This window comes from Streptomyces sp. NPDC030838, assembly GCF_055572035.1.
Genome location: NZ_JBVIED010000004.1, coordinates 289515 through 306480 on the forward strand (window position 1 = coordinate 289515; position 16966 = coordinate 306480).

Below are 16966 nucleotides of genomic sequence, written 5' to 3' on the forward strand. Positions count from 1 at the left end.
CGAGGGCTACTTGCGGTTGTACAGCCGCATCGTGATCGGCCCGAAGACCAGCACGAACAGCGCCGCCCACCCCAGCGACCAGGCGATCTCGTCGGCGGGCCAGCTGCCCGCCATCAGCTCCCGCACCGCCGAGGCCAGATGGGTGACCGGGCTGTTGTTGACGAACGCCTGGAGCCAGCCCGGCATGGTGCTCGGGTCGACGAAGACGTTGGACAGGAAGGTCAGCGGGAAGATCACCATCATGCTGACCCCCATCACCGACTTCTCGGTGCGCAGCAGCAGCCCGAACATCGTCCAGATCCACGAGAACGCGAACGAGAAGACGATCAGCAGCGCGATCCCGGCGAGCACGCCGCCCACCCCGCCGTCCGGGCGGTAGCCGAGGACGACGCCGACGGTGAGCATCACGACGGACGCGATGGTGTAGCGCAGGGCGTCACCGAGGAGATAGCCGACCATCGTCGAGGGCCGCCAGATCGGCAGCGACCGGAACCGGTCGAAGACCCCCTTCTCAATGTCCGTGTTGACCGAGACACCGGTGTACATGGTGATCATCACGACCGACATCACCAGGATGCCCGGCAGCAGGAACTGGATGTATTCCTTCGGCGACCCGGCGAGCGCGCCCCCGAACAGGTACGTGTACATCAGCACCATCATGATCGGGAACGCGGTCACGTCGAACAGTTGCTCAGGGACGTGCTTGATCTTGAGGATCGCCCGCCAGCCGAAGGTCAGCGAGGCCGACCAGGCGCTGGGCCGCGGCGGGCGGTCCTTGGCGACGAGCAGCGCGGCCAGCGACTCGGCGCTGACGGGGGCGAGGTCCTTGGTCTCCGTGGTCGTCGCGGTGCTCATGCCGCCACCTCGTCCTTCGGGGCGTGGGTGTCGTGTCCGGTCAGGGCGAGGAACACCTCGTCCAGGCTGGGCTGGCCCAGCGAGAAGTTGTCGACGGTGATCCCGGCGCGGGCCAGCTCGCCGAGCGCCCGCGCGGCCTGTTCGGCCGCGGTGTCGTCGCTCGCCGCCGTACCGAGCCGGGCGGTCAGCGCCACCGGGTCGGGCTCGGGCTGGACCTGCGCGTCCAGGGTGCGGCGCAGCACGTCCGCCGCGAGCGGCCGCTGCTCGGCGTCCCGCAGCCGCAGATGGACGGAGCCGGCGCCGACGGACGCCTTCAGCTCGCCCTTCGTGCCCTCGGCGATCACCCGGCCCCGGTCGATGACCGCGATCCGGGACGCCAGCTGGTCCGCCTCGTCCAGATACTGCGTGGTCAGCAGCACGGTCGTGCCCTGGGCGACGACCGCGCGGACGATGTCCCACACCTGGTTGCGGCTGCGCGGATCCAGGCCCGTGGTCGGCTCGTCGAGGAAGAGCAGGTCGGGGGTGTTCAGGATGGACGCGGCGATGTCGATCCGGCGGCGCATACCGCCGGAGTAGTTCTTGATCTGCTTTCCGGCGGCCTCGGTCAGCCCGAACGCCTCCAGCAGCTGCGCGGCGCGCTCCCGGGCGGCCTTCTTGCCGTGTCCGAGCAGCCGGCCCAGCAGGACCAGGTTCTCGGTGCCGGTCAGGTCCTCGTCCACCGACGCGTACTGCCCGGTCAGGCTCACCCGGCCGCGTACGTCGTCGGCCTCGTGGACCACGTCGTGGCCGAAGACCCGGGCCTCGCCGCCGTCGGGGCGCAGGAGTGTGGCGAGCATCTTGACGGTGGTGGTCTTCCCGGCGCCGTTCGGCCCGAGGACGCCGTAGACCGTGCCGGTCGGTACGGCGAGATCCACGCCGTCCACGGCCCTGGTCTCGCCGAACGTCTTCACCAGGCCCGCGGTCTCGATGGCCAGGCCGGCGGTGTGCTGGCTCATATGGGGTGTCCTTCCGCGTACTCGGATTACGCAGGGGAAGACCTCCACCGTCGCGCAAACTCATCGCTCACGCATACGGATTTCCGCCCGGTTCCGCCCAAGGTCCCAGCCTCCTCCGACCCGCGACCGAGGAGTAGCGTCCCCTTCATGCATGCGATCACGATTCCCGAACCCGGTGGTCCCGAGGCGCTGACCTGGGCCGAGGTCCCGGATCCGGAGCCCGGCGAGGGCGAGGTCCTGGTCGAGGTGGCGGCGAGCGCCGTCAACCGCGCCGACATCCTGCAGCGGCAGGGCCACTACGCGCCGCCACCCGGTGCCTCCCCCTACCCCGGCCTGGAATGTGCCGGGCGGATCGCCGCCCTCGGCTCGGGCGTCGGCGGCTGGGCCGTCGGCGACGAGGTGTGCGCCCTGCTCGCGGGCGGCGGTTACGCCGAGAAGGTGGTCGTCCCCGCCGGGCAGCTGCTGCCGGTGCCCAAGGGCCTGAGCGTCGTCCAGGCCGCCGCGCTGCCCGAGGTGACCTGCACCGTCTGGTCCAACGTCTTCATGATCGCCCATCTGCGGCCGGGCGAGACGCTGCTGGTGCACGGCGGCTCCAGCGGCATCGGCACCATGGCGATCCAGCTCGCCAAGGCCGTCGGCGCGAAGGTCGCGGTCACCGCGGGCACGAAGGAGAAGCTGGAGCGCTGCGCCGGGCTGGGCGCGGACATCCTGATCAACTACCGGGAGCAGGACTTCGTCGCCGAGATCAAGGAGGCCACCGGCGGCGCGGGCGCCGACGTCATCCTCGACAACATGGGAGCCAAGTACCTCGACCGCAACGTGAAGGCGCTCGCCGTCAACGGCCGGCTCGCGATCATCGGCCTGCAGGGCGGCGTCAGGGGCGAGCTGAACATCGGCGCCCTGCTCGCCAAGCGCGCCGCCATCACCGCGACCTCGCTGCGCGCCCGCCCGCTCGCCGAGAAGGCGGCGATCGTGGCGGCCGTACGCGAGCATGTGTGGCCGCTGCTCGACGCCGGGCACGTCCGGCCGGTCGTCGACCGCGAGGTGCCGATGCGCGAGGCGGCGACCGGGCACCGGCTGGTCGAGGAGAGCGGCCACGTCGGAAAGGTCCTGCTGGTCACGGGATGACCCGGCCGGGCCGGCGGGTCAGATCTGCCCGCGCCGCACCCGCAGCCCGACGAGGGCGAGCCCGAGACCGAGCCCGATCAGCACCATCCCGGAGCCCAGCGGCAGGATCCGCAGCACGGGCTCCCCGGTCCGCTCCCGGTCCGCGACGGCGGCCTCCGGCGGCTCGGCGGCGGGCTCCGGCGGCGCGACGGGCACCTGCGCCGGGGGCGGGGGCGGCGTCGGCACCACGGCCGGCGCGTCCCGCCCCGGCCGCTCCCGCCCCTCACCCGCCGCGTTCCCGGCCCGGCTGGGCGCGGGGGAGTCGTCGGAGGGCGCGCGGATGCCGTACGCGGATACGGCGGCGTACGTCGAAACGGTCCTGCACGTCGAAACGGGCCCGTACGTCGAGACGCTGCCGTACGACGAAACGCCTCCGTACGTCGATACGGCCTCGTACGACGAAACGCCCACGTACGACGAAACGCTGGCGTACGACGACACGGCCCCGTACGACGCACCACAGCCCGACAGGACCAGAACCCCGCCCAGTCCCGCCGCGCCCAGCGCCCGCAGCCATGGAGTCACGGAGCCAGCGTCACATCCGCGACAGTTCCCAGCATTCCGGATGCCGCCATGTGGTTGGTCCCGCCGGGGCAATTCAGTGCGCATCCCGGGTGGGAGAGAATGGCCGCATGGAGATGCCGAGGAACGAAAGGTCGCCGGAGAACCCCCAGCGGATCCTGGTCGTGGGCCAGGACGGCATGGCGCTCAGCGGCGGCGGTGGAGACGAGGACTCCCACGAGACCCCGGTGACGGACCAGGTCGAGCAGCCGGCCAAGGTCATGCGGATCGGCAGCATGATCAAGCAGCTGCTGGAGGAGGTGCGGGCGGCGCCTCTGGACGAGGCCAGCCGGGTCCGGCTCAAGGAGATCCACGCCAGCTCGGTGAAGGAGCTGGAGGACGGTCTGGCGCCGGAGCTCGTCGAGGAACTGGAGCGGCTCTCCCTGCCGTTCACGGACGACGCGACCCCGTCCGACGCGGAACTGCGCATCGCGCAGGCCCAGTTGGTGGGCTGGCTGGAAGGCCTGTTCCACGGGATCCAGACGACCCTGTTCGCTCAGCAGATGGCCGCGCGGGCGCAGTTGGAGCAGATGCGCCGCGCCCTGCCGCCGGGCCTCACCCACGAGGGTCACGACGACCCCCGCGCGGGCGGCCGTCAGGGCGGACCGTACCTGTAGAGCCGTACGACCGGAGAAGAGCCGTACGTACGACCGGAAAAGGGCCCGGCATCGCGCCGGGCCCTCCCTCATGCGCGGGTCAGGACGACGGAGGGTTGCCCGTCGAGACGTACAGCTGGATCTCGATCTTCCCGGTCGGGTCGACGTCCGTGCCCGCGGCCGGGAACTGGCTCATGACCGTGCCGTCGCCGTAGGTGTTCTCGTCCTGCTTCACGATCTTCTTCTGCCAGCCCGCGGCCTTCAGGCACTCCTGGACCGACTTGATGTTCTTGAACTGGAAGTCCGGGATCTTGATCTTGTCGGGGTCGTTGTACGACTCCTCGGGCTCCGTGCACTCGGTCGTCTCGATCGTCCGGGAGGTGTCCGGACCCCGGTACCCCGGCTTCTTCGTCGCCGTCTCCGTGGCCGTGGGTGTCGCGTCGCCGCCCTTGCCCTGCTCCTCCTTGCCGCCGCTGTTCAGCGTCAGCGCGGCGATCAGACCGCCGACGGCGAGCACCGCGACGACGGCGGAGCCGAGGATGACGGGCTTGTTGTTCTTGCCGCCGCCCGAGCCCGGGGAGGGCGCGGGGGCCTGCGGGGTGATGTTGTACGGCGGCGGCGTGGACGGCGTCTGCTGCGCGCCGTACGGGGACGGCGTCGGGTAGCCGCCCTGCTGCGGATAGCCGTACGACGGCTGGGGCGCCGGCGTCGGCGTGCCGTACGGGTTCTGGGCCGGGGCCGGCTGGTACGGCGTCTGGACGCCGCTCGCGGGCGCCGGGGTGCTCTGGTCGACCGGCGGGAACACCGCGGAGCCGACGCCCGCGCCGCTCTGCGTCGGGGTGCCCGGCACGATGCTCGGCGGGGCGGCCTGGAAGGAGGCCGCGACCCGCAGGCACTCGTCCCGCATGGACACGGCCGTCGGGAAGCGCTCGTTCGGGTTCTTCTTCAGCGCGCGGGCGACGAGCGCGTCCAGGGCCGGCGGAAGCGAACGGTTGATCGAGGAGGGCGCGACCGGCTCCTCCTGCACATGCGCGTAGGCGATCGCCAGCGGCGAGTCCGCGTCGAACGGCAGCCGCCCGGTGACCAGTTGGAACAGCATGATGCCGACCGAGTACAGATCGGAGCGGGCGTCCACGCCGCGGCCCAGCGCCTGCTCCGGGGAGAGGTACTGCGGGGTGCCGACGACCATGCCGGTCTGCGTCATCGAGGTCACACCGGACTGCATGGCGCGCGCGATGCCGAAGTCCATCACCTTGATGACGTTCCGCTTCGTCACCATGACGTTGCCCGGCTTGATGTCCCGGTGGACCAGCCCCATCTCGTGGCTGATCTCCAGGGCCGCCAGCACGTCCGCGGTGACCTTGAGGGCCTTGTCGGCGGGCATCGCGCCGAACTGGCGGATGTCCTCCTCCAGGACCGAGCCCAGCGGGCGGCCCTCGACGTACTCCATGACGATGTACGGCGTGGTCATCCCGTCCACGTCGTCCTCGCCGGTGTCGAAGACCGAGACGATGTTGGTGTGCGTGAGCTTCGCCACCGCCTGCGCCTCGCGGCGGAACCGCTCGCGGAAGGCCTGTTCGCGGCCCAGTTCGGTGTGCAGCGTCTTGATGGCGACCTGGCGGTCGAGCACGCTGTCGTACGCGAGGTGGACGGAGGCCATGCCGCCCTGACCGAGCAGATCACGCAGCTGATAGCGGCCACCGGCGAGCGATCGCCCCGCGTACCGGTCCTGTGCGCCGTCCTGGCTCATCTCTCTGCGTCCCCCATAGGCACCGGCGACAGCGGCACTGTTGTCGTGGAAGTGCTGGTGTGCTGTTGGTCGAATGCTGTTGATCGAAAGTGCTATTCCCGGCCAAGTCTGCCCCAGGGCACTGACACGTCAAGCTCGGTGCCCGTTCCGTGACCGTACGCGAAAGAAGCGTCGCGGAAGCGTTACAGCGGCCGTACGGCCGGTACACAGGATTTGCACGACCGCGCGGGCGCACGGTTTCATGGCCGGTCCGTCTCGTGCCGGTCGCGGCGCCCGTCCCGGACCGGCGGCTTGCGCGGAGGCTGTAGCGTGGCCGACGGAGACCGTAACAACACCGCGCGCACCGCGGGCAGAAACGACGGCGAGGACTGATGGCACAGCAGCAGCGCGCTCAGGGCCCGTCCGACCCCGAGGCGACTGGCGGCGGGATGTCAGATGCGCCGGAATTGTGGGGTAATGGCGGACTGGTGGGGGACGGCCGATATCGGCTGACCCACAGACTCGGCCGGGGCGGCATGGCCGAGGTGTTCGCGGCCGAGGATGTGCGGCTCGGTCGTACCGTGGCGGTCAAGCTGCTGCGCGCCGACCTCGCCGAGGACCCGGTCTCCAAGGCCCGTTTCACCCGCGAGGCCCAGTCCGTGGCCGGCCTCAACCACCACGCGATCGTCGCCGTGTACGACTCCGGCGAGGACTTGGTGGGCGGTCAGTCGGTGCCGTACATCGTGATGGAGCTGGTCGAGGGCCGCACCATCCGCGATCTGCTGCACAACGCCGAGGCGCCCGGCCCCGAGCAGGCGCTGATCATCGTCTCCGGCGTCCTGGAGGCGCTGGCCTATTCGCACCAGCACGACATCGTGCACCGCGACATCAAGCCCGCCAACGTCATCATCACCCACAACGGCGCTGTGAAGGTGATGGACTTCGGCATCGCGCGGGCCATGCACGGGGCGTCGACAACGATGACGCAGACCGGCATGGTCATGGGCACCCCGCAGTACCTCTCCCCGGAGCAGGCGCTCGGCAAGGCCGTGGACCACCGCTCCGACCTGTACGCGACCGGCTGTCTGCTCTACGAACTCCTCGCGCTGCGCCCGCCGTTCGTCGGCGAGACCCCGCTGTCGGTGGTCTACCAGCACGTCCAGGACATCCCGACGCCGCCGTCCGAGGTCTCCGACGGCGCCCCGCCGGAGCTGGACGGCCTCGTCATGCGCTCGCTCGCCAAGGACCCCGACGACCGCTTCCAGACCGCCGAGGAGATGCGCGGTCTAGTTCAGTACGCCCTGCAGATGCTGTACGACCAGGGCGGCCACACCGGCACCTGGAACACCGGACCGGTCGCGACGCACGACGGACGGCACACCCCCGCGGCGGGCATGGCGGGCACGGCCGTGCTGCCGCACCCCGTGGACGCCTCCGGCACCACCCAGATCCCGCAGCAGATCCTGCCGAACTACGGCGGCGGCCGGGACGACGGCGGCTTCGAGGGACACGGCAACAAGGGCAGCGGGCGCGGCAAGCTGTGGGTCCTGGCCGTCTTCGCGGTGATCGCCATCGCGGCCGGCGTCGCGCTGGCCCTCAACAGCGACAAGACGAAGGACCCGGGCCCGGACACCACCCCGAAGCCGACGGCCACCAAGAGCACCGACGACGAGCCGGCCAGCGAGACGCCGAGCGACCAGGCGACGGAGGAGTCCCCGGACACCTCCACGGGCGACAACTCGGGCAGCGGAGGCGGCTGGGGCGGCTGGAGCCCGACGCCGACCCCGTCGTACACCCCGTCCCCGTCCTTCACCGACGACCCGACGGACCAGCCGACGGACACCCCGTCGACCGGCACCGGCGGCACGGACACGGGCGGCACCGAGGACGGTGGCACCGAGAACGGCGGTACCGAGAACGGCGGTACGGACACCGGCGGCACCGACGCGGGCACCATCAGCGGCGCCGACGGGGGCAGCGGCCTCTGAGCCGGAGCCGCCCCCGCGCGGACGTCACTCCACGAAGGCCGCGCCCGGACGTCACTCCACGAACGCCCCGCACACCGCGTCGTACTCCCGCGTCCACCACACCGCCAGCGCCGAGGCGGCCGGGAACTGGGGGTCCGCGCGGGTGTCGCCGCGTTCGTAGTGCCAGCGCAGCATCCAGAAGTCGTTGAGGCGTTCCCACCACACCCGGTGCACGGCCGCCGACAGCTCCGAGGGCGTGGCCTGGGCGGCGCGCCGGTACGCGCGCGCGTAGGCCCGCACCTTCGGCAGATCCAGGGTGCCCGCGGGCTCGACGAAGAAGATGGCGGCGGCGCGTACGGCCTCCTCCGCGCGGGGCTGTACGCCGAGCCGGTCCCAGTCGACGATCGCGGCCGGGGCGTCCCCCCGGTAGAGCACGTTGAACGGGTGGAAGTCCCCGTGCACCCAGCCGACCGAGCCCCCGGGCGGCGGCCGCCGGTCCGCGTGCCGCTCCAGCAGCGCGCGCCGCTCCAGGAGGCGGTGCCGGGCCAGCTCGTCGAAGGAGTCGGCGGGCCGGTGCCGGTGTACGCGCGCGAGGAGGTCGTCGATGAGGTCGAACGTGTCGGCCGGGTCGGCGCTCTCCACGGGGTGGGGGTGCTTGGCCGGGGGTGTGCGCCCCTTGGGCGGCATCACGCGCTCCAGGGTCGCGTGGACGGCGCCGAGCAGCGCCCCGAGCCGGGCGCACTGGCCGGTGGTGAGCTGGCCGCCGTGCCGGTGCCGGCCGTCGATCCACGGGTGCAGGGCGTACGCGTGCCCGCCGACGACCGCGACCGTGCGCCCGTCACGTCCGGCCAGCGGCGGGCAGACGGGCACGCCCAGGTCGGCCAGGCGCTGGGTGGCGCGGTGCCGGCGCTCGATGGCCGCGGGATCGGCGGTGTCGGGGTCGAAGTGGTGCTTGAGGAAGTAGCGGCCGCGCGTGGTGCACAGCCGGTAGCCGCGGTTCAGCAGCCCCTGGTCGACCGGGACACAGGTGAGGGCGGAGCCCGCGCCGTACTGACGGAGCAGAGCGCTCAGCGGGGGCGCATGGGGCACGGGGGGTGGTACACAGGGGCGCAGCGGCACGCGCCAGATGCTAGGGCACCGGAAGGGGCCGGTGAGCTGGGCGTTGTCACAGGAAGTCGCCGGCGATCGCTTTCGGTCACAGGCTGCCTTTTTGATAAAGCCCGCCGTCAAACCACTCGGTTCAGTGTTTTTCGGCCTGCATCCGGGCCACGTAAGCCGCCGCCTGGGAACGCCGTTGCATACCGAGTTTCGCCAGCAGACTCGAGACGTAATTCTTGATTGTCTTCTCGGCGAGATGCAGCCGCTCGCCGATCTGCCGGTTGGTCAGCCCCTCACCGATCAGGTCGAGAATCCGGCGCTCCTGATCGGTCAGATGGGCGAACTTGTCGTCGCTCTTTCCGTCGCCCCCGTCCCGCAGCCGCTCCAGCACGCGCGCGGTGGCCACCGGGTCCAGCAGCGACTTGCCCGCGGCCACGTCCCGCACGGCCGTCAGCAGCTCGCTGCCCCGGATGGCCTTCAGGACATACCCCGAGGCGCCCGCCATGATCGCGTCGAACAGGGCCTCGTCGTCGGCGAAGGAGGTCAGCATCAGGCACCTCACGTCCCCGTCGGCCGAGCGCACCTCACGGCACACCTCGACCCCGCTGCCGTCCGGCAGCCGCACGTCCAGCACCGCCACATCGGGCCCGGTGGCCGGAATTCGCACCAGCGCGTCGGCCGCCGTACCGGCCTCGCCGACCACCTCGATGTCCCCCTCGCCGGACAGCAGTTCGGACACACCGCGGCGGACGACCTCGTGATCGTCGAGGAGAAATACTCTGATTTTTCCGTCTTCGCGCACGCGATCAGTGTCACACAGAACTCTTCCCGTGACCTGGGTGGCCGGGATAACGTGCCCGTGTTCCGGCCCCCTGCAACGCTGTGACCAGGGTTCCTTCCCGGCTTTTCGATTTACTTGGATTTCCAAGCAAAATCGCAGGTCAGGAGGGGTTTCACAGAAATGTGGAGCACTGGGTAACGTGATGGTTGCAGGGCGCTCGCCGGGGCACCTGTCACGCCTGTTCCCGGCCGAGTGGCACCCACCCCGTGCCCGGTGGTCGAAACAGGTGAGCCGCACTGGCCTACCGGCAACCCCGGGGGCCGGACCGACGGAGGAGCACACGTGACCGTGGAGAGCACTGCCGCGCGCACACCGCGACGCAGCGCCAGTACGAAGAGCACGGCCGGCAAGCGCACGACCGCCAAGAAGGGCACCGGCGCCGACAAGGGCACCGACCCCCAGCTCGTGCAGTTGCTGACGCCCGAAGGCAAGCGCGTCAAGAACGCCGAGTACGACCAGTACGTCGCCGCCATCACCCCCGAGGAGCTGCGCGGTCTGTACCGCGACATGGTGCTCACCCGCCGCTTCGACGCCGAGGCGACCTCGCTGCAGCGTCAGGGCGAGCTGGGCCTGTGGGCCTCGCTGCTCGGCCAGGAGGCCGCCCAGATCGGCTCCGGCCGGGCCCTGCGCGACGACGACTACGTCTTCCCGACCTACCGCGAGCACGGCGTCGCCTGGTGCCGCGGGGTCGACCCGACCAACCTGCTCGGCATGTTCCGCGGCGTGAACAACGGCGGCTGGGACCCCAACGGCAACAACTTCCACCTGTACACGATCGTCATCGGCTCCCAGACGCTGCAGGCCACCGGCTACGCGATGGGCGTGGCCAAGGACGGCGCGGACAGCGCGGTCATCGCCTACTTCGGCGACGGCGCCTCCAGCCAGGGCGACGTGGCCGAGTCCTTCACCTTCTCCGCGGTCTACAACGCCCCCGTGGTGTTCTTCTGCCAGAACAACCAGTGGGCGATCTCCGAGCCCACCGAGAAGCAGACCCGCGTCCCGCTCTACCAGCGCGCCCAGGGCTTCGGCTTCCCCGGCGTCCGGGTCGACGGCAACGACGTGCTGGCCTGCCTGGCCGTGACCAAGTGGGCCCTGGAGCGGGCCCGCGGCGGCGAGGGCCCCACCCTCGTCGAGGCGTACACCTACCGGATGGGCGCCCACACCACCTCCGACGACCCCACCCGCTACCGGGGGGACGAGGAGCGCCTGGCCTGGGAGGCGAAGGACCCGATCCTGCGCCTTCGCCGCTATCTGGAGTCCTCAAACCACGCGGACGAGGGATTCTTCGCGGAACTCGACGCCGAGAGCGAGGCGTTGGGCAAACGAGTGCGCGAGGCGGTCCGCGCCATGCCGGACCCGGACCACTTCGCCATCTTCGAGAACGTGTACGCGGACGGGCATGCGCTCGTCGACGAGGAGCGCGCCCAGTTCGCCGCCTACCAGGCGTCGTTCGCGGACGTAGAGGGGGGTCACTGACATGGCGGAGAAGATGGCTCTCGCCAAGGCGATCAACGAGTCGCTGCGCCGCGCCCTGGACGCGGACCCCAAGGTCCTCATCATGGGCGAGGACGTCGGCAAGCTCGGCGGCGTCTTCCGGGTGACCGACGGCCTCCAGAAGGACTTCGGCGAGAGCCGCGTCATCGACACCCCCCTCGCCGAGTCGGGCATCGTCGGCACCGCGATCGGCCTGGCGCTGCGCGGCTACCGCCCGGTGGTGGAGATCCAGTTCGACGGCTTCGTCTTCCCGGCGTACGACCAGATCGTCACGCAGCTGGCGAAGATGCACGCCCGCTCGCTGGGCAAGGTCAAGCTGCCCGTCGTCGTGCGCATCCCCTACGGCGGCGGCATCGGCGCGGTCGAGCACCACTCGGAGTCGCCGGAGGCGCTCTTCGCGCACGTGGCCGGTCTGAAGATCGTCAGCCCGTCCAACGCCTCGGACGCGTACTGGATGATGCAGCAGGCCATCCAGAGCGACGACCCGGTGATCTTCTTCGAGCCGAAGCGGCGGTACTGGGACAAGGGCGAGGTCAACACTGAGGCCATCCCGGGCCCGCTGCACAGCGCCCGCGTGGTCCGCGAGGGCACCGACCTGACCCTGGCCGCCTACGGCCCGATGGTGAAGACCTGCCTGGAGGTGGCCGCCGCGGCCGCCGAGGAGGGCAAGTCCCTCGAGGTCCTGGACCTGCGCTCGGTCTCCCCGATCGACTTCGACGCCATCCAGGCCTCCGTGGAGCGGACCCGCCGTCTGGTCGTCGTCCACGAGGCACCGGTGTTCTTCGGCTCCGGCGCGGAGATCGCCGCCCGGATCACCGAGCGGTGCTTCTACCACCTGGAGGCTCCGGTGCTCCGGGTGGGCGGCTACCACGCCCCGTATCCGCCGGCGCGCCTGGAGGAGGAGTACCTGCCGGGCCTGGACCGGGTGCTCGACGCCGTCGACCGTGCCCTGGCGTACTGAGGAGAGGGTCGTGACGACGATGACGGAAGCGTCCGTACGCGAGTTCAAGATGCCGGACGTGGGCGAGGGGCTCACCGAGGCGGAGATCCTCAAGTGGTACGTCCAGCCCGGTGACACGGTCACCGACGGCCAGGTGGTGTGCGAGGTGGAGACGGCGAAGGCCGCCGTCGAACTGCCCATCCCGTACGACGGTGTGGTCCGCGCACTGCACTTCCCCGAGGGCGCCACGGTCGACGTGGGCACGTCGATCATCGCGGTCGAGGTGGCGGGCGCCGCCCCGGCCGCCGCGGAGCCCCAGCCGGCCGCCGCACCCCAGGCGCAGGCCCCCGAGGCCGAGGAGCCGCAGCCGGAGGGGCGCCAGCCGGTGCTGGTCGGTTACGGCGTGGCCGCCACATCGACCAAGCGCCGCCCCCGCAAGGGCCCCGAGATCACGGTCCCGCCGGCGGCGACGGCGATCCAGTCGGAGCTGAACGGGCACGGCAGGGCGCCGGTGGCGGAGAAGCCGCGCCCCCTGGCCAAGCCCCCGGTGCGCAAGCTCGCCAAGGACCTCGGCGTCGACCTGGCGACGGTCACCCCGACCGGCCCGGACGGCATCATCACGCGCGAGGACGTCCATGCGGCGGCGGCCCCGCCGCAGGCCCCCGAGCAGCCCCCGGCCGTCGCACCGGCCCAGCCTGCCGCCCCGGCCGTCCCCGCCCCGGCCGTCACCTACGACGCGGCGCGCGAGACCCGTATCCCGGTCAAGGGCGTCCGCAAGGCGACGGCGGCGGCGATGGTGGGCTCGGCGTTCACCGCGCCGCACGTCACGGAGTTCGTGACGGTCGACGTGACGCGCACCATGAAGCTGGTCGAGGAGCTGAAGCAGGACAAGGAGTTCACCGGCCTCCGCGTGAACCCGCTGCTGCTGATCGCCAAGGCCCTGCTGGTCGCGGTCAAGCGCAACCCGGACATCAACGCGTCCTGGGACGAGGCGGCACAGGAGATCGTGGTCAAGCACTACGTCAACCTGGGCATCGCGGCGGCCACCCCGCGCGGTCTGATCGTGCCGAACATCAAGGACGCCCACGCCAAGACCCTGCCGCAACTGGCGGAGTCCCTGGGCGAACTGGTGAGCACGGCCCGCGAGGGCAAGACGTCCCCCGCGGCCATGCAGGGCGGCACCATCACCATCACCAACGTCGGCGTCTTCGGCGTCGACACCGGCACGCCGATCCTCAACCCCGGCGAGTCCGCGATCCTCGCGGTCGGCGCGATCAAGCTCCAGCCGTGGGTCCACAAGGGCAAGGTCAAGCCCCGTCAGGTCACCACTCTGGCGCTCTCCTTCGACCACCGCCTGGTCGACGGCGAACTGGGCTCGAAGGTCCTGGCCGACGTGGCCGCGATCCTGGAGCAGCCCAAGCGGCTGATCACCTGGGCGTGACAGCGAGGGTGTGACAGCGAGAGGGTGACAGCGAGGGCCCGCCGCGGATGCGCGGCGGGCCCTGTGCCGTGTCGTGGGGTGGCGGCGGTGCGTCAGTCGCGCTGCGCGCCCTGCGGCAGCGTGCGCAGCTGCATCGTGCTCGCCGAGCTGGAGCCGAAGGCGTAGTCCATCAGCTTGGCGGCGTCGGTGAAGCGGTTCGTGTCGTTGAGGAGCACACCGACGACCGTCTTGCCGTCGCGGGTGCCCGCGAAGACGAGGCAGGGGCCGGCCGGCGTGTTGGTGCCGGTCTTCACACCGATCGCGCCGCTGTAGGAGCCCAGCAGCTTGTTGGTGTTGTACCAGGTGTAGGTGCGGGTGCCGCCGGTGCTCGTCGGCGCGTACTGCACGGTCTTCTGCTTCTTCACGATGCCGGCGAACGTCGAGTACTTCATCGCGCTGCGGGTGAGCTTCGCGAGGTCGCGCGGCGTCGTGTAGTTCGTGTTCTGCGTCGAGTTGCCGTCGAACGAGTCGAAGTGCGTGTTCGTCAGGCCGAGGTCCTTGGCCTTGGTGTTCATCTTGCTGATGAACGACTTGGTGCGCGCCGAGACCGTCGTGCCGGTGCCGAAGGTGTCCGCGAGGGCCATCGCGGCGTCACAGCCGGACGGCAGCATCAGCGCGTGCAGCAGCTGGCGGACGGTGACCTTGTCGCCGGTCTTGAGGTCGGCGGTGCTCGCGCCCTTGGCGGCCACGTAGTCCCGGTAGGCCTGCTTGATGGTGACCTTGCGGTCGAGGTTCAAGTTCGGCGTGCTCAGCACCACACGGGCGGTCATGATCTTGGTGGTGCTGGCCATGGGCCGCTTGGTGTCGGCGGACTTGCTGTAGAGCGTGGACCCCGTCGCGCTGTTGAGCATGAACGCGCCCTTGGCGCTGACCGTGGGCGCGGTGGCGGCCTGCGCGGGGGCCGCGGTGAGGGCTCCGGTGGTGAACACGACGCCGGCGGTGAAGGTCACGGCGGCGGCCCGGCGGAAACGGATGCCCTGGATGGCGGTTGTCAACTGATGTACCCCGAATACGTCGAATTCCCCTGGTATGCGGCCGCGTTGATGGGCTGAAGACAGAAGAGGCCGCGTGTGTGTGACACGTGAGGGGCGTGAAGGGTTGTGCTCTCGCCCGGGGAGATCGGGGAACTTCTCGGGGCGTCCGCATGCTGGACGGGCCCACTTATGCGTACGTGTTGTATCTATCCTGTCGGCATGACCCTGGCCGCCGTGAAGCAACCGCCCGCCGCCGACCGCGTCTACACCCACGTCAAACAAGGCGTCCTGGACCGCCGTTACGAAGGCGGGACCCTCCTCACCGAGGGCGAGCTGGCCGAGGCCGTCGGGGTCTCCCGCACACCGGTGCGCGAGGCGCTGCTGCGGCTGGAGGTCGAGGGGCTGATCAAGCTCTACCCGAAGAAGGGCGCCCTGGTGCTGCCGGTCTCCGCGCAGGAGATCGCCGACGTCGTCGAGACCCGCCTGCTGGTCGAGGAACACGCCGCCCGCAAGGCCGTCCCCGCGCCGCCCGGCCTCATCGCCCGCCTGGAGCAGCTGCTCGCCCAGCAGAAGGAGCAGGCCGCTGCCGGGGACCTGGCCGCCGTCGCGGTCACCGACCGCTGCTTCCACGCCGAGATCGTCCGCAGCGGCGGCAACGACATCCTCTCCCGCCTCTACGACCAGCTCCGCGACCGCCAGCTGCGGATGGGTGTCGCCGTGATGCACTCCCACCCCGACCGCATCGCCAAGAACCTCGACGAGCACGAGGAGATCCTGGACGCGCTGCGCTCCGGCGACGCCGAGGCCGCGGTCGCCGTCGTTCACCGGCACGTCGGCTGGTTCTCACACCTCGCGCGGGGTGAGGTCCGATGAGCTCGTCGTCGATATCCCTGCCCGGCGATCCGCCGGGCGGCCGACGCGCGGTCGCCGTGTGGTCGATCGGCGTCGCCGTCTACTTCGTCGCCGTCATCTTCCGTACGTCGCTGGGCGTGGCCGGCCTGGACGCCGCCGACCGCTTCGACGTGGGCGCCTCCGCCCTGTCCACCTTCTCCATCCTCCAGCTGCTGGTCTACGCCGGGATGCAGATCCCCGTCGGCCTGCTGGTCGACCGGCTCGGCACCAAGAAGGTGCTGGCCATCGGCGTCGTGCTGTTCACGGCCGGACAGCTCGGCTTCGCGTTCTCCCCGTCGTACGGCATGGCGCTCGCCTCACGGGCGCTGCTGGGCTGCGGCGACGCGATGACGTTCATCAGCGTGCTGCGGCTCGGCAGCCGCTGGTTCCCGGCCCGGCGCGGACCGCTGATCGCACAGCTCGCCGGGCTCGTCGGCATGGCGGGCAACCTGATCTCCACGCTGCTCCTCGCCCGGCTGCTGCACGGCATCGGCTGGACGGCGGCGTTCGCGGGCAGCGCGCTCGCCGGGGTCGTGGTCCTCGTCCTGCTGCTGCTCTTCCTGAATGACCACCCCGAGGGCCACGAACCGGAGCCGGTCCCGCACCAGGGGGCGGCTTACGTCCGCCGGCAGATCGCCGCGTCCTGGCGGGAGCCGGGGACCCGGCTGGGCCTGTGGGTGCATTTCACCACGCAGTTCCCGGCGATGGTGTTCCTGCTGCTGTGGGGCCTGCCGTTCCTGGTCGAGGCACAGGGCCTGTCCCGCGCCACGGCCGGTGAACTGCTCACCCTGGTCGTCCTGTCCAACATGGCGATCGGCCTGGTCTACGGCCAGATCGTCGCCCGGCATCACGGGGCGCGGCTGCCGCTCGCGCTCGGCACGGTCGGGGCGACGGCGGTGCTGTGGGCGACGACCCTGGCCTGGCCGGCGGAGCGCGCGCCGATGTGGCTGCTGGTGGTGCTGTGCGCGGTGCTCGGCGCGTGCGGGCCCGCGTCCATGATCGGCTTCGACTTCGCCCGGCCGGCGAATCCGCCGGAGCGTCAGGGGACGGCGTCCGGCATCACCAACATGGGGGGTTTCGTCGCCTCGATGACGACGCTGTTCGCGGTCGGTGTGCTGCTGGACGCCACTGGGGACGACTACACCGTCGCCTTCTCCGTGGTGTTCGTGCTCCAGGCGCTCGGGGTCAGCCAGATTCTGCGGTTGCGGAAGCGGGCGGCGCGTCGGGAGCGGGAGCGGCTTGTTGCCAGCCGGGTGGAGACGGTGCACGTGCCTGCGTGAGTGCCGGAGCTGCGGTGGCCGGGGGTGGGTCCGCAGCCCGGCGGTACGGGGTGCCGCTGCGCCCACCCGTGCCGCCCCAGCGGCACGACTGCCCGCAG

Annotated in this window: 15 protein-coding genes; 8 read left to right on the forward strand and 7 right to left on the reverse strand. The window is 71.0% G+C overall.

Going from position 1 to position 16966, the window contains the following annotated elements; translation table 11 throughout:
• Positions 1-6: 6 nt before the first annotated feature.
• Positions 7-855 (reverse strand): ABC transporter permease, encoded by an 849-nt coding sequence (locus tag ACZ42A_RS14560; RefSeq protein WP_468527513.1) that lies wholly within the window; start codon positions 853-855, stop codon positions 7-9.
• Positions 852-1850: an ATP-binding cassette domain-containing protein gene (locus ACZ42A_RS14565; RefSeq protein ID WP_468527514.1), complete on the reverse strand. Its 999-nt coding sequence runs from the start codon at positions 1848-1850 to the stop codon at positions 852-854. Before ACZ42A_RS14565 ends, ACZ42A_RS14560 begins: the two co-directional genes overlap by 4 nt.
• A gap of 147 nt (positions 1851-1997) precedes the next feature.
• On the opposite strand from ACZ42A_RS14565, the gene ACZ42A_RS14570 reads away from it, so the two are divergent.
• Positions 1998-2978: an NAD(P)H-quinone oxidoreductase gene (locus ACZ42A_RS14570; protein ID WP_468527515.1), complete on the forward strand. Its 981-nt coding sequence runs from the start codon at positions 1998-2000 to the stop codon at positions 2976-2978.
• 18 nt (positions 2979-2996) lie between these two features.
• On the opposite strand, the gene ACZ42A_RS14575 is transcribed toward ACZ42A_RS14570, so the two are convergent.
• A complete protein-coding gene (locus ACZ42A_RS14575) occupies positions 2997-3542 on the reverse strand; it encodes a hypothetical protein (protein WP_468527516.1) in 546 nt (181 codons plus the stop codon).
• A gap of 107 nt (positions 3543-3649) precedes the next feature.
• Here ACZ42A_RS14575 and ACZ42A_RS14580 point away from each other — a divergent pair, with 107 nt between their 5' ends.
• The gene (locus ACZ42A_RS14580; RefSeq protein WP_468527517.1) at positions 3650-4195 is read left to right on the forward strand and encodes a bacterial proteasome activator family protein; all 546 of its coding nucleotides are present in this window, start codon (positions 3650-3652) and stop codon (positions 4193-4195) included.
• A gap of 79 nt (positions 4196-4274) precedes the next feature.
• On the opposite strand, the gene ACZ42A_RS14585 is transcribed toward ACZ42A_RS14580, so the two are convergent.
• Positions 4275-5924, reverse strand: coding sequence for a protein kinase domain-containing protein (locus ACZ42A_RS14585; protein WP_468527518.1), 1650 nt, complete (start codon positions 5922-5924; stop codon positions 4275-4277).
• Between the two features lie 371 nt (positions 5925-6295).
• On the opposite strand from ACZ42A_RS14585, the gene ACZ42A_RS14590 reads away from it, so the two are divergent.
• Positions 6296-7891 (forward strand): protein kinase domain-containing protein, encoded by a 1596-nt coding sequence (locus ACZ42A_RS14590; RefSeq protein ID WP_468527519.1) that lies wholly within the window; start codon positions 6296-6298, stop codon positions 7889-7891.
• A gap of 51 nt (positions 7892-7942) precedes the next feature.
• Here ACZ42A_RS14590 and ACZ42A_RS14595 read toward each other — a convergent pair whose 3' ends face one another.
• The gene (locus tag ACZ42A_RS14595) at positions 7943-8959 is read right to left on the reverse strand and encodes a phosphotransferase (protein WP_468527520.1); all 1017 of its coding nucleotides are present in this window, start codon (positions 8957-8959) and stop codon (positions 7943-7945) included.
• Positions 8960-9110: 151 nt separating this feature from the next.
• Positions 9111-9770, reverse strand: coding sequence for a response regulator (locus ACZ42A_RS14600; RefSeq protein WP_468527521.1), 660 nt, complete (start codon positions 9768-9770; stop codon positions 9111-9113).
• A 321-nt stretch (positions 9771-10091) separates the two neighbouring features.
• On the opposite strand from ACZ42A_RS14600, the gene pdhA reads away from it, so the two are divergent.
• Genes pdhA through ACZ42A_RS14615 form a run of 3 tightly spaced genes read left to right on the forward strand, consistent with a single transcriptional unit; the run spans position 10092 to position 13684 of the window.
• Complete coding sequence (gene pdhA / locus ACZ42A_RS14605) at positions 10092-11285, forward strand: pyruvate dehydrogenase (acetyl-transferring) E1 component subunit alpha (protein WP_468527522.1); 1194 nt, start codon at positions 10092-10094, stop codon at positions 11283-11285.
• Position 11286: 1 nt separating this feature from the next.
• On the forward strand, positions 11287-12264 hold the full coding sequence (locus tag ACZ42A_RS14610) for an alpha-ketoacid dehydrogenase subunit beta (protein WP_468527523.1): 978 nt from the start codon (positions 11287-11289) through the stop codon (positions 12262-12264).
• Between the two features lie 10 nt (positions 12265-12274).
• The gene (locus ACZ42A_RS14615) at positions 12275-13684 is read left to right on the forward strand and encodes a dihydrolipoamide acetyltransferase family protein (RefSeq protein ID WP_468527524.1); all 1410 of its coding nucleotides are present in this window, start codon (positions 12275-12277) and stop codon (positions 13682-13684) included.
• A gap of 92 nt (positions 13685-13776) precedes the next feature.
• Here ACZ42A_RS14615 and ACZ42A_RS14620 read toward each other — a convergent pair whose 3' ends face one another.
• Complete coding sequence (locus ACZ42A_RS14620; protein WP_468527525.1) at positions 13777-14718, reverse strand: D-alanyl-D-alanine carboxypeptidase family protein; 942 nt, start codon at positions 14716-14718, stop codon at positions 13777-13779.
• Positions 14719-14916: 198 nt separating this feature from the next.
• Here ACZ42A_RS14620 and ACZ42A_RS14625 point away from each other — a divergent pair, with 198 nt between their 5' ends.
• Both ACZ42A_RS14625 and ACZ42A_RS14630 read left to right on the forward strand, forming a co-directional pair.
• Positions 14917-15570 (forward strand): GntR family transcriptional regulator, encoded by a 654-nt coding sequence (locus tag ACZ42A_RS14625; protein ID WP_468527526.1) that lies wholly within the window; start codon positions 14917-14919, stop codon positions 15568-15570.
• Positions 15567-16868 carry an MFS transporter gene (locus ACZ42A_RS14630; RefSeq protein WP_468527527.1) on the forward strand — a complete coding sequence of 434 codons (1302 nt, stop codon included), beginning with the start codon at positions 15567-15569 and terminating at the stop codon, positions 16866-16868. Before ACZ42A_RS14625 ends, ACZ42A_RS14630 begins: the two co-directional genes overlap by 4 nt.
• Positions 16869-16966 lie beyond the last annotated feature (98 nt).